This is a genomic window from Amycolatopsis sp. cmx-11-12, assembly GCF_046269425.1.
In the GTDB taxonomy this organism is placed as follows: Bacteria; Actinomycetota; Actinomycetes; order Mycobacteriales; family Pseudonocardiaceae; genus Amycolatopsis.
In genome coordinates, this window is sequence record NZ_JADNQM010000080.1 from 1 (window position 1) to 12,640 (window position 12,640).

At 67.6% G+C, this 12,640-nt stretch carries 9 protein-coding genes; 7 read left to right on the forward strand and 2 right to left on the reverse strand.

Going from position 1 to position 12,640, the window contains the following annotated elements; all coding sequences use genetic code 11:
- Nucleotides 1-171: 171 nt before the first annotated feature.
- Nucleotides 172-2,247 carry a phosphocholine-specific phospholipase C gene (locus ACLARN_RS43765; RefSeq protein ID WP_409497400.1) on the reverse strand — a complete coding sequence of 692 codons (2,076 nt, stop codon included), beginning with the start codon at nucleotides 2,245-2,247 and terminating at the stop codon, nucleotides 172-174.
- Nucleotides 2,248-2,439: 192 nt separating this feature from the next.
- Between ACLARN_RS43765 and ACLARN_RS43770 the strand changes: the two genes are divergently transcribed.
- The 7 genes from ACLARN_RS43770 to ACLARN_RS43800 all read left to right on the forward strand — a co-directional run bounded on the left by ACLARN_RS43770 (nucleotide 2,440) and on the right by ACLARN_RS43800 (nucleotide 10,351).
- Nucleotides 2,440-2,835, forward strand: a complete 396-nt coding sequence (locus ACLARN_RS43770; RefSeq protein ID WP_101606704.1) for a DUF948 domain-containing protein — start codon at nucleotides 2,440-2,442, stop codon at nucleotides 2,833-2,835.
- The gene (locus tag ACLARN_RS43775; protein WP_409497401.1) at nucleotides 2,832-3,143 is read left to right on the forward strand and encodes a hypothetical protein; all 312 of its coding nucleotides are present in this window, start codon (nucleotides 2,832-2,834) and stop codon (nucleotides 3,141-3,143) included. The genes ACLARN_RS43770 and ACLARN_RS43775 overlap by 4 nt, the downstream gene beginning before the upstream one ends.
- A gap of 99 nt (nucleotides 3,144-3,242) precedes the next feature.
- A complete protein-coding gene (gene alaS / locus ACLARN_RS43780) occupies nucleotides 3,243-5,906 on the forward strand; it encodes an alanine--tRNA ligase (protein ID WP_409497402.1) in 2,664 nt (887 codons plus the stop codon).
- A 67-nt stretch (nucleotides 5,907-5,973) separates the two neighbouring features.
- The gene (ruvX, locus tag ACLARN_RS43785; RefSeq protein ID WP_409497403.1) at nucleotides 5,974-6,402 is read left to right on the forward strand and encodes a Holliday junction resolvase RuvX; all 429 of its coding nucleotides are present in this window, start codon (nucleotides 5,974-5,976) and stop codon (nucleotides 6,400-6,402) included.
- Between the two features lie 353 nt (nucleotides 6,403-6,755).
- The gene (gene mltG / locus ACLARN_RS43790; protein WP_409497404.1) at nucleotides 6,756-8,198 is read left to right on the forward strand and encodes an endolytic transglycosylase MltG; all 1,443 of its coding nucleotides are present in this window, start codon (nucleotides 6,756-6,758) and stop codon (nucleotides 8,196-8,198) included.
- Entirely contained in the window at nucleotides 8,185-9,042 is an 858-nt protein-coding gene (locus tag ACLARN_RS43795) for a shikimate dehydrogenase (protein ID WP_409497405.1), read from the forward strand. Before mltG ends, ACLARN_RS43795 begins: the two co-directional genes overlap by 14 nt.
- Before the next feature lie 58 nt (nucleotides 9,043-9,100).
- Nucleotides 9,101-10,351 carry a GrpB family protein gene (locus ACLARN_RS43800; RefSeq protein WP_409497406.1) on the forward strand — a complete coding sequence of 417 codons (1,251 nt, stop codon included), beginning with the start codon at nucleotides 9,101-9,103 and terminating at the stop codon, nucleotides 10,349-10,351.
- 476 nt (nucleotides 10,352-10,827) lie between these two features.
- Here ACLARN_RS43800 and ACLARN_RS43805 read toward each other — a convergent pair whose 3' ends face one another.
- Nucleotides 10,828-12,075: a DUF222 domain-containing protein gene (locus ACLARN_RS43805; protein ID WP_409497407.1), complete on the reverse strand. Its 1,248-nt coding sequence runs from the start codon at nucleotides 12,073-12,075 to the stop codon at nucleotides 10,828-10,830.
- Nucleotides 12,076-12,640: the final 565 nt, after the last annotated feature.

A 12,640-nucleotide genomic window follows, 5' to 3' on the forward strand; every position in this document is an offset into this window, starting at 1 on the left:
GCTCGGCGAGCAGCTTCCGCGGCCCCTGAGGCAACCGCGTCTGACGGATCTCGAACAACACAACCCCTGAACAAGTCAGGTGTTGCAACCACCACTAGAACCCAAGGGGAAGGGGGCCTTCACGCGCAAGCTCCATGCACGCATCGCAAGTAGGTGACTAATTGCGAGGCGTCAGCAGGAGACGCCGGTCCGCCCGTTCTCCACCCGCGCCGTCAGCGTCCGCAGGAACGACGGGTCCCCATCGGCCGTGACCTTCACGTCGTACCAGCCGTTCGAAACCGGCCAGTCCACAGTGACCGAACGCCCGGCGCCGACCCGCACCACCCGAGTGAGCCGCGACGACGACAGCCGCAGCGTCAGCGCCGAAGAACCCGAATTGGACAGTTTGAACTCGACGCCTGAACGCCAAGTCAGGAACCGCGTCCGGACATCGACACCCGCCGCCGCGCCCTTGCGGTTCCCGCGCAGTTCCCACCACGACCGGTTCGGCCCCTGGACGACCACGCGGTAGTCGTCACCGGCCAGCTTCACGTTTTCCGAGGCCTCGCCGCGGACATCGCGGTGCGCGGGCTCGGGAAATTCGCCCTTGTACGGGTACAACGCGAAATGCGCCGACGACGAGCCGCTGTTCGCCAGCGACAGCGCGAGCGAACCGGACTTCACGACGCCCGACACCGACACCTGGTACGGCAGCGGACGCGCCGGACGGCTCCCGGGCTCGGCCACGGGCAGGGCCTGCTCCGACGGCGCGGACGGACGCCAGCGGCTGATCGGCGCGGGCACCTGGCCCGGCTTGGTCACCCGCGGCTGGCGGCCGGCGCGCGAGAAGTCGAAGGCGCCGGTGAGGTCGCCCGCGACGGTCCGCCGCCACTTGCTGATGTTCGGCTCGGCGATCCCGGTCCAGCGCTCCAGGAACCGCAGGACCGACGTGTGGTCGTACACGGTGGAGTCGACGTTGCCGCCGATCGACCACGGCGAGACGACCGTCATCGGCACGCGCGGGCCGAAACCGAGCGGCTGGCCGTTGAAGTGGTCGGCGTCGTTGGCCGCGTTCCCCGGCGGCATCGGCGGCGGGACGTGGTCGAAGTAGCCGTCGTTCTCGTCGAAGTTGATCAGCAGCACTGTCTTGGACCAGGTTTCGCGGTCGGACGCGATGGCGTCGAGCACGCGGTAGATCAAGTTCGCGCTGCCGACCGGGGTGGACGCGCCTGGGTGCTCCGAGTCCACCGCCGACGGCACCAGCCACGACACCGCGGGCAGGCGGCGCGCCTGGATGTCCGCCTTCAGCCGGGTCACCAGCGTCTCCGGCTCGCTGCGGTACATCGCCTTCTTGAACAGGGCGCGCTCGGCCGGCGTCAGCGTGGCGACACCGGCGTCGAACTGCTTCAGCAGCTTCGCGCGCTCCTCGGGAGTCTTCTTCAGCAGATTGTCGTAGAACTCTTCAGTGGTACGGAACTTCTCCTCGACCGAGGCCAGGATCTTCGTGCCGACCTTCTTGAACGGCACGAAGTACTCGACCGCGTTGTCGGTGAAGTTGTCCCACTCCTGGTAGATCTGCCACGGCACCCCGGCGGCTTCGAGGCGCTCGGGGTACGTCGTCCAGTCGTAGCCCTTGTGGTCGTAGGAGTACGCCGCGTTCGTGACCGCGCGGTTCGTCGTGCTGCCCGGTTCGAAGCCCGTGGTCCCGGACCACAGGAAGTTCCGGTTCGGGTTGGTCGAGCCGAAGATCGAGCAGTGGTAGGCGTCGCAGATGGTGAAGGTGTCCGCGAGTTCGTATTGCAGCGCGATGTCGCGACGCTCGTAGTACGTCATCGTGGCGGGCGTCTTCGCCGCGATCCAGCCGTTGTTCCAGCCGCGCGCCCACGCCTTGCCGCTGCCGTTCCAGCTGTGGTCGAGGTCGCCGAGGTACTGGATGTCGTCCGCTTTCCGGCCGGCGAGTTCGGCCGCCTTGCGCAGCGAGAACGGCAGCACCGTGCCACCCGCCGGGTTCGGCTGCTCGAACACCGACTTCCCCGACGGCAGTTCCAGCGGATGGGTGTCGGAGAAGCCCCGGACGCCGCGCAGGCTGCCGTAGTAGTGGTCGAACGACCGGTTCTCCTGCATGAGCACGATGACGTGCTCGATGGCGTCGAGTCCGCCGCGCCGCATGGGTTCGGCCATCGCGGCGTGCACCGACGGGGGCAGGAGAGTGGTGGCGGCCGCGGCGCCGGTGGCGCCGAGCAGTGTGCGGCGTGACAGTTCAGGCATGCGCGCGACCTTTGCCGAGCAACGTGAACGGCACAAGAACCGAACAGGTCGTCCTCAAGGCGAACAGCGTTCGCCACGCTCGCCGTCCCGGCTCGCTGCGCTGAGTGACCGTCCGGCGGGGTGACACCGCCGAACGGCTGGCGGGGCGGTAACCTCACGGGCACCAAGACCGCAGACCCTTGAGGAGGGCCCGTGTCGGCAGGGCAGATCGCCGCGCTGATCGCCGCAGGAGCATTCGTCGTACTCGTCGTGCTGCTGGCGATCGTGCTGTTCAAGCTCGGCCGGACCCTGGACGAGGCCACGATCGCGATCCGCAAGGCGCACGAGAACACCGACCCGTTGCTGATCGGCGCGAACGAGACGATCACGCACGTCAACACGCAGCTGGAGCGGGTCGACGGCATCACGGCCAACGCGCAGGCGGTCAGTGGCAACGTGTCCGCGCTGACGTCGGTGTTCACCGCGACGCTCGGTGGACCGCTGGTGAAGACGGCCGCGCTGTCCTACGGCCTGAGCAAGGCCATCAAGGCCCGTCGCAAGAAGGCGGAAGCGAAGGCCGCGCGCCCGGCGAAGCGAGGCCGCAAGTGAAGCGCCTGTTCTGGCTCGGCGTCGGCGTGGTCGCCGGAGTCGCCCTGTCACGCAAAGCCACCGAAACCGCTCGCCAGGCCACACCCGCGGGGCTAGCCTCGAACCTGGGCGACGCCGTGCGGGAACTCGCGGGCGCCGTCGGTTCTTTCGGCGCGGAGGTCCGCGCCGGGATGAGCGAACGGGAACAGGAGCTGCACGACATGGTGTCCGAACGATCCGGCTTGAGCACGGCCTCCGAAGGCCCTGCGGGCAGGCACGCGGCACAGCCGCGGCGCCCGGCCCGGCGAGCTCGCCGGGCGGAGGGCTGATTCGGTCGCGTCCGCGACCGGAAGAGACCCAGCCCTCCGCCGTTCCAGCCTGTCCGCATTCCAGCGCTTTCGCGCGAGCCCGTATACAAGGACGAACCCGTGGAAACACACGAAATCACCCAGCGTTTTCTGAGCCATTTCGAGAACAAGGGCCATACGCGCGTCCCCAGCGCGCCCCTGATCCTCGACGACCCGAACCTGCTGTTCGTCAACGCCGGCATGGTCCAGTTCAAGCCGTACTTCCTCGGCGAGGCCCCGCCGCCGTACCCGCGCGCGACCAGCGTCCAGAAATGCGTCCGCACCCCGGACATCGACGAGGTCGGCAAGACCACCCGGCACAACACGTTCTTCCAGATGGCCGGGAACTTCTCCTTCGGCGACTACTTCAAGGAAGGCGCCATCGAGGCGGCCTGGGAGCTGATCACCAAGCCCCAGAGTGAAGGTGGCTACGGCCTCGACCCGGCACGCATCTGGGCGACCGTCTACGAGGACGACTCCGAGGCGGCGGGCCTGTGGAAGAAGCTCACCGGGCTGCCCGGCGAGCGCATCCAGGCCCGTGACGGCAAGGACAACTACTGGGACATGGGCGTGCCCGGTCCCGGCGGCCCGTGCTCGGAGATCTACTACGACCGCGGCCCGGACTACGGCCGCGAGGGCGGCCCGATCGCCGACGAGGACCGCTACATCGAGATCTGGAACCTCGTCTTCATGCAGGACGTGCGGGGCGAGAAGAGCCCGAAGCACGGTCACAAGCCGATCGGCGAGCTGCCGAAGAAGAACATCGACACCGGCATGGGCGTCGAGCGCGTCGCGACGATCCTGCAAGGCGTCGAGAACGTCTACGAGACCGACCTCGTCCGCCCGGTGATCGGCCGCGCCGAGGAGTTCTCCGGCCGCCGCTACGGTTCCGACCACACCGACGACGTCCGCTTCCGCGTCATCGCCGACCACGCGCGCACCGGCGTGCTGCTCATCGGCGACGGCGTCACCCCGGGCAACGACGGCCGCGGTTACGTGCTGCGCCGCCTGCTGCGCCGCATCATCCGCTCCGCGCGCCTGCTCGGCGTGCACGAGCCGGTGCTGCCCGCCTTCGCCGCGGTCGTCCGCGACACCATGGGCCCGACCTACCCCGAGCTGGTCTCCGGTTTCGACCGCATCGAGGACGTCGTGCGCGTGGAGGAGGAGGCCTTCCTCTCCACGCTGACCAGCGGTTCGCGCATCTTCGATATGGCGGCCGAGGAGACCAAGCGCTCTGGTGGCTCGCTGCTGGCCGGCGACAAGGCGTTCCAGCTGCACGACACCTACGGCTTCCCGATCGACCTCACCCTCGAGATGGCGTCCGAGCAGGGCCTGACGGTCGACGAAGAGGGCTTCCGCACGCTCATGAACGAGCAGCGGCAGCGCGCGAAGGCCGACGCGGCGTCGCGCAAGACCGGCCACGGCGACCTGTCCGAGTACCGCAAGGTCCTGGAACAGCACGGCGAGACCGAGTTCCTCGGCTACCGCGACCTGCAGGCCGACGCGAAGGTCGTCGCGCTGCTGGAAGACGGCGTTCCCGTCCGCAGCGTCGGCGCGGGCAAGAAGGCGGAGCTGGTCCTGGACCGCACGCCGTTCTACGCCGAGAGCGGTGGCCAGGTCGCCGACACCGGCGTGCTGCTCGGCGACGGCGTCGAGCTCAAGGTCCACGACGTGCAGAAGATCGTGCCGGGCCTGTTCGTGCACCGCGTCGAGGTGCTCGACGGCGAGGTCGGCATCGGCAGCGCGCTGACCGGTTCGGTCGACCAGCACCGCCGTCTGTCGATCGAGCGGTCCCACTCCGCGACGCACCTGGTCCACGCGGCCGTGCGCGGCGCGTACGGCAAGCGCGCGGCGCAGGCCGGTTCGCTCAACTCGCCGGGCCGGATGCGCTTCGACTTCACCACCTCGGGCGGGGTTTCGGCCGACGTGCTGACCGAGGTCGAGGAGGAGGTCAACGACTACCTCCAGACCAACGTCGAGGTGAACACCTTCGTCACCACGAAGGACAAGGCCCTCGAACTGGGCGCGGTCGCGCTGTTCGGCGAGAAGTACGGCAACGACGTCCGCGTCGTCGACATGGGCGAGTACTCCCGCGAACTCTGCGGTGGCACCCACGTCGACCGCATCGGCCAGCTCGGCCTCGTGAAGCTGGTGGGCGACTCGTCCATCGGTTCCGGCGTGCACCGTGTCGAGGCGCTGGTCGGCACCGACGCGCTCAAGTACGTCCGCAAGGAGCAGCTGCTCGTCTCGCAGCTCGCGAGCACCTTCAAGGTGCCGTCGGAGCAGCTGCCGTCGAGGATCGACGACGTGCTCACGCGGCTCAAGAACGCGGAGAAGGAGATCGAGCAGCTGCGCACCCAGCAGGTGCTCGGTTCGGCGGGCTCGCTCGCGGACAAGGCCGAGGACATCGGCGGGATCGCGGTCGTCGCGGAGAAGCTCGGCGAGGGCGTCGACTCGAACGGTCTGCGCGCGCTGGCTTCGGACATCCGCGGCAGGCTCGGCGCCCGCCCCGGCATCGTCGCGCTGTTCGCGCCGCAGGGCGAGAAGGTCGCCTTCGTCGTCGCGACCACCAAGGCGGCCCAGGAGAAGGGCATCGCGGCGGGCAAGCTCGTCCCGTCGTTCGCCGAGGCGATCGGCGGTCGTGGCGGCGGCAAACCGGACATGGCCCAGGGCGGTGGCACCAACCCGGCCGGTGCCGAGCAGGCCATCGCCTCACTGCGCGCGGCGGTCGCCCAAGTTGGCTGACGACGCCCTTCAGCGGCGCCCGGATCGGCCTGGGGAGTCCGATCCGGGGCGCGGCAGGCGGCTTGGCGTGGATGTCGGATCCGTCCGGGTCGGGATCGCACTGAGCGATCCCGATCCCATCCTCGCCAGCCCGCTCGTTACCCTCACTCGCGACGCGGCAGGCGACAAAGACGTCGACCAGCTCGTCGAACTCGTCACAGAACACGACGTGGTCGAAGTCGTCGTCGGCTTGCCGAGGACGCTCAAAGACCGTCACGGCCCGGCGGCCGAAGCGGCGTTGGACTACGCCGACAAGGTCGCCGCCCGGATCGCGCCGGTGCCGGTGCGGCTGGCCGACGAGCGGTTGACCACGGTGACGGCATCCAGGATGCTGTCGCAGCGTGGGGTGAAGGGACGTAAGCAACGTGCCGTCGTCGATCAGGCGGCCGCGGTCGAGATCCTGCAAGCCTGGATCGACGCGGTAGCGGCACATCGCGCACGGAAGGGCGATACATGACCGAGCCCCACGGCCGGCCCGAACGCCGTCAGGGCGGTAGACGAAGGTTGCGGGAGGAGCCCGAGGAGGCCAGCCGGCCCCCGGCGCCGCCTCGCCGCCGTCCCGAACCGCAACCGCCGGTGGAGCCCGTCGCCCGTCGGCGGCACGTCCGGCAGGAGCCCGACGAGGTTCCTCCGCCGGCGCCGCGTCGTCGCAGGGCCGCTCCCGAAGAACCCCCGCCTCAGCCGCCCCGCGCGCAGCGTCCGGTTCCGAGGCGGGCCCCGGAACCGGTGGCACCGTTGCCTCCCGCCGCGCCGCCGCCTCCTCCCGTGCCGCCACGGCGGTCCCCCCAGCCGGGTGACCGGAGTCTTGGCATGCCCGCCTACGCCCAGGACGAGCCCCCGCGCCCCGGTCGCCGCAGGCGCCGCGAGGACGAAGGCCCGCTGCCGGACGAGCGGCCGACCGACATCATCCCCGCGATCCAGGATGCGCCGATGGCCCGGCGCCCCGGCGCGGCTCCTCCGCCGCCTCAGGGCAGCGAAGAGGAATACGACGAGATCTTCGGCGAAGACGCGTACGACGACTATGACGAGTACGACGACTACGAGGATTACGACGACTTCGAAGACGACGATCGCGCCGAGCCGGAACGCATCGAGGACGAGCGCCCGGAACGTCAGGGGCCGCCGCCCAAGAAGCGCAAGAAGAAGCGCGCGGTGGGCTGGATCGCCGCGCTGACCGTGCTCGTCCTGCTCGCCGGTGGCGCTTACTACGGCTTCACCGAGATCTTCGGCTACGACGACTACGAAGGCACCGGCGAAAGCGACGTCCTCGTCCAGGTGGAGAAGGGCGACTCGACGTCGGCGATCGGCAACCGGCTGCAAGCGGCCGGGGTGGTCGCCAGCGGCAAGGCGTTCGTGAAGGCGGGCGAGGACAACACCGCCGTCTCGCGGCTCCAGCAGGGCTACTACGTCATGAAGACGAAGATGTCCGGCGCCAGCGCGGTCGAGAAGATGACGGCGGCCGCTTCGAAGGTCGGCCAGGTCGAGATCCGGCCGTACACCCAGTTCCACGACATCACCCAGCCAGACGGCAAGGTGACGCCCGGCGTGTACACGTTGCTGTCCAAGGCATCCTGCGCGGATCTGAACGGCAAGAGCACCTGTATCCCGGTCGAGGAACTGCGGAAGACGATCGAGACCGCGGATCTGGCGAAGCTGGGCGTCCCGTCGTGGGCGGTCGAGTCCGCCACGAAGGCCGAGCACAAGGACCGGCGGCTCGAAGGCCTCATCGCCCCGGGCATCTTCAACGTCAAACCCGGCTGGACGGCCGAAGAGCTGCTCACCGACGTCGTGAAGGCTTCGGCGAAGCGCATCCTCGACGCCGGGCTGAGCGATCAGAGCAAGGGCGAGGGCAAGACGCCCTACGAGACACTCATCATCGCGTCGATCATCGAACGCGAGGCGGTGAAGGCCGACTTCGGGAAGATCTCGCGGGTCATCTACAACCGGCTCGACGAGAAGATGCGGCTCGAGATGGACTCGACGGTCAACTACATCCTCGATCGGCCGACCCTGCTGACCAAACCCGAGGAACGGGACAAGGCGGGGGCGTACAACACTTACAAGTCACTCGGCCTGACCCCGACGCCGATCTCGGTGCCCAGCGCGGAAGCGATCCAAGCCGCGCTGAAGCCGGTCGCGGGGGAGTGGATCTTCTTCGTCAAGTGCGAGAAGAACGGGCTCTCCTGCTTCGCGGTGACGAACGACGAGCACAACAAGAACAGGTTGGACGCGCAAAAACGTGGTGTCTACTGACCGCAAGGCCGCGATCCTCGGGAAACCGGTCGAACACTCGCTCTCGCCCGTGCTGCACGGCGCCGCGTTCCGCGCGCTGGGCCTGGACGGCTGGACCTACGAGCGGGTCGAGATGGACGGCCCCGGACTGTCGGCGTTCGTTCGGGGGCTCGGTCCGGAGTGGACCGGGCTGTCGGTGACCATGCCCGGGAAACGGGCCGCGCTGGAGCACGCCGACGAGGTCACGCCGCGCGCGGCGGCGGTCGGCGCGGCGAACACGCTGGTACGCCGGGAAAGCGGCTGGCTCGCCGACTGCACCGACGTCGACGGTGTCACCGAGGCACTGCGGATCGCCGGTGGCTACTCGCCCGGCGAGGACGACGCGGCCGTGGTTCTCGGCGCGGGCGGCACGGCCGCTGCGGCGGTCGTCGGACTTGCCGCGCTCGGTGTGCGTACGGTGCGGCTCGTCGTGCGGGATCCGGCGCGGGCCACGGAAACGGTCGCCGCGGCGAAGCGGGCGGGGCTGGACGTCGAGGTTCTTCGCTGGTCCGACGCCGACTTCGGGAAGATCGCGGCGGACTCGGCGGTGCTGGTGAACACCGTGCCCCCGGACGCCGTCCGACCGCATCTGGCGGAGCTGGCAGGCGTCGGCTGCGTCCTCGACGTCATCTATCACCCCTGGCCGACCGCGCTCGCCGAAGCCGTCGCCGAGCAGGGTGGGCGGCTGGCGACCGGGCTGGACATGTTGCTGCACCAGGCTTTCGGCCAGTCCGAGTACTTCACTGGGCAGCCCGCGCCGCGCGCGGCGATGCGGGACGCTCTTCGGGAAGCGACCGGCGGGATCCTTTCCCTGCCGATCAGCTGACAAGATCGTTCGGGTTCGATAATCTGGCGGACTGCCTTGAGGAAGGAACAAGGGGTCAATGCCTAAACCCGATCGAGACGACTACACCGAAGACGACATCAACAACGCGTGGGTCGATCAGGCTCCGGTACTGAATTCCACTGTCACCCTGGCCGAATACGACCCGGAGTGGCCCGAACTGTTCGAGCGGGAAGCCAAGCGCATCAGGGGGATCCTGGGGGAGCGCGCGCTGGTGCTGGAGCACGTCGGCTCCACGTCGGTGCCCGGGCTCTGTGCGAAACCGATCATCGACATCATGCTCATCGTCGCGGATTCGAACGACGAGAGCGCGTACGTGCCGCAGTTGGAAGCGGAGGGCTACAAGCTCGTCATCCGCGAGCCCGAGTGGGAGAAGCACCGGAGCTTCAAGGGCCCGGACACCAATATCAACCTGCACGTCTACTCGCCGGACAACGGCCAGACCGAACGCTATCGCCTCTTTCGCGACCGGCTGATCGCGCACGAGGACGAACTGAAGCTCTACGAGGCCAAGAAACGCGAACTGGCCGCGCGCACCTGGAAGTACATCCAGCACTACGCCGACGCCAAGACCCAGGTGATCGACGAGATCATCGAACGAGCACGCGCCGCCCAATACGACGGTTTCGCCCGGCTCTACGCCGCGCATGCCGAAACCAGCAGCACCAACGCCCACTACGACCGCCCCGCCATCGTCGAACTGGCCGGCGACGTGAGGGGCAAGCGGGTACTGGACGTCGGCTGCGCGGCGGGACACCTCAGCGCGCTGCTCGCCGCGAAGGGCGCGGACGTCCTCGGCGTCGACGCGAGTGCGGGCATGGTCGCCGTCGCGCGGGAGAAGTTCGGGGACGTCGCGAAGTTCGAGACGGTCGATGTCACGCGGCCGCTGACGTTCCTGGAGGACGGTTCCATCGACGTCATCACGGCGTCGCTGGTGCTGCACTACCTGAAGGAGTGGGGGCCGGCGCTGGCGGAGTTCCGGCGGGTGCTGAAGCCGGGCGGGCTGCTGGTGTTTTCCGTGCACCATCCCGGCGAGGACTGGCGCTGGTTCGAGAAGCGGAACTACTTCCAGCTGGAACTGCTGGAGGACGAATTCCCGCAGGGACAGAAGGTGCGGTTCTACCGGCGGCCGCTGAGCTGGACGTTCGGTGCCGTGCGGGACGCCGGGTTCGCCGTCGACAGGCTGGTGGAGCCGATGCCGGAGGAGTCGATCGCCGAGTCCGACCCGCGCTGGTACGCGAACCTGCGGACGAAGCCACGGTTCCTGTATTTCCGGACGGTGAGCGAGTAACCCTCGGGTCAGGAACGCTGGGAGGGTTACGGACCAGGCGGTCCGCTCACCGCCCCGGAACAGCCCTCCCCAGTACATGAAAGCCTCCTTTCCTATCTTCAGAGTCAGGGCCCTGGCAAAGTCGCAGCGCTGCTCTTGGTAATCCGGGCTTGATATCGCTAGTGCCCGAAAGGGTCGAGTGGGGAGGATTTCGGACGTTGAACGTCCGAAATCCTCCTCCGTCAGGGGTCCGCAACCGGTGCGCTCACGGTGACGAATAGCCGCCTGATCTGCAAGACCCTGACTTTGCCGGGACCCTGGCGTCTAGTGCAAGTAAGGGCCTTCATGTACTTCAGGCGAAGGTCGCGTCTGTTTCGTTGAGTTCTCCGGAGTGGGGGATGTGTGGAAATGGGGCGTTGAGTTTCTCTGTTTCCACACAGCCCGCCTTTGGGCATACCGAGGGGCCCGTCGCCGGTGTGGCTGGCGGGCTCCTCGGGTCAGATCAGGGTGTTGCGCCGGGTTCTTCGCAACGGATCCAGATACTGGGGCGGGATGAACTCCGGCAACCCGTCGGCCGCCATGCGGACTTGCCAATCACCATGATGAATCAACCGGTGATGGAAAGAACAGACCAGCACGAGGTTCCGCAGATCGGTCGGTCCGCCATCTGCCCAGTGATGAATATGGTGAGCGTGGCAGTTCTTCGGCCGCCGATGACAGCCGGGGAAGGCACACCCCCGGTCCCGGATGTTCAAGGCTCGTCGTTGCCCTGGGGTGACGAACCGCCTCAGCCGTCCCACGTCCAGAGGCTCCCCGGCGGCATTGAGCACTACCGGCAGCATCAAGCAATCGCAGGCCGCCATCCGTGCCTCGCGGGCGGTCATCGTGCCGACGAAATCGAGGCAGGCGGCCCCCAGCCCGGTCTTAAGTTCTTCGAGACCGATGGTGACGTGCACCAAGGTCCGGTAGCCGTTGGTTCCAGGCTGGTCCGGACAGGCGACCGCGAGATCCACGAGGTCGACCCACGCGTCACCCTGACGTTCGGCTTTGGTGCGTAGGTCGGCCTGGCCGAACTCATCGACCGGGCGGGGTTTGGCGTAGGCCTCGAGTGCTGCGGCGGTCCTGGCTCCTGACTCGTCGTCGAGGAGGCCTTTCAGTGTCCAGAAGCCGTCTTTGCGGCGTTGCAGGGTCAGTTCACGGCGAGGCTGGGCCGGTTCGGGATCCTTCGGCTCGTTGCCGTCCGGGTCGAGCCATCCCAGCAGTTGCTCTCCGAGATCCGACACCTGCCGAGGACCCGCCTTCCGGGCCAAGTCGGCGAGGGTTTTCTCCGCGTGCTCCCGATCCTCTGCCGCCACCTCGCCGGGGATCTGCCGCAGGATCTCCAGGATCTGTTTGATCCGTTCCTCGCCGATCGCACCGTCCGCCGCCGCAGCGCCAGTGGCGGGCGCGAACGCCGGGATCTCGGTGCCATCGAGAGCACGCGTCGGGTTCAGGTCGATCGCGCGATTCACATACGGCCGCGCCTCACCAATAGACAACCCGGCGATATCGGCGAACCACGAAACCGTTGTCCCATAACCGTACAAGTCTTTCGCGCCACGGGACTCGATCTCCGCCAAGTACTGCCCCAATCCGGCGGACGCGATCCGCATCACCTGCAGGAACTGCTGCACGCCATGGGCAAGCTCCAGCTTGCCAGCGCGCCACAATTCCTGCGGCAACTCGGGAAGGATCGTCTCGGACACGCCACCATAATACCGCATTCCTGTCGAACATGTGTTCGTAATTTTAAGCAATAATGAAACGGTACGTTTACCACTGAAGAGTGATTTGACGCCGAGATGACAGTTACAGAACCTGGGCTCAAGCACATGAGGGCCTTCATTCCTGCGTCTCGTCGAGCAAAACGGGAACGAGACGCCCTGGGTGCCTACTCGGCACTACAGACCCTGTCCAAGTACATGAAGGCCCCCATGCTTGCGCCTAGTGTGGCGATTCGTTAGTTCGCGACTTAAGTTCGTGCTCAGATTCCGGTGTTGTGTCACGCTGCTCGGCGTACCGTGCACCCCAGCCGCCTAGCACGTGTCGCGAAAGCCACTTTCGCGACATCTGACGTCCCGAAAGTGGCTTTCGCGACACGTCAGGTCAGGAGCAACGATTCAGTGGCCGTCCATGAAGGAATTGGGACGTTGAGCCTGGATCCACCGGTGTGGTTGTGGGTTGATCTTGATGGCGGTTGTTGATCATGTGTCCGGTTGGTGGGCGGGGTGGGGTGCCGGCCGTCGCATCCGGTGTGTCCACTGTGGTCTG

What these genes read in the sequence shown, in the direction of transcription:
- ACLARN_RS43765 (WP_409497400.1), bottom strand. Translation starts at nt 2,247, where the DNA reads ATGCCTGAACTGTCACGCCGCACACTGCTCGGCGCCACCGGCGCCGCG.
- mltG (WP_409497404.1), top strand. Translation starts at nt 6,756, where the DNA reads ATGCCCGCCTACGCCCAGGACGAGCCCCCGCGCCCCGGTCGCCGCAGG.
- ACLARN_RS43800 (WP_409497406.1), top strand. Translation starts at nt 9,101, where the DNA reads ATGCCTAAACCCGATCGAGACGACTACACCGAAGACGACATCAACAAC.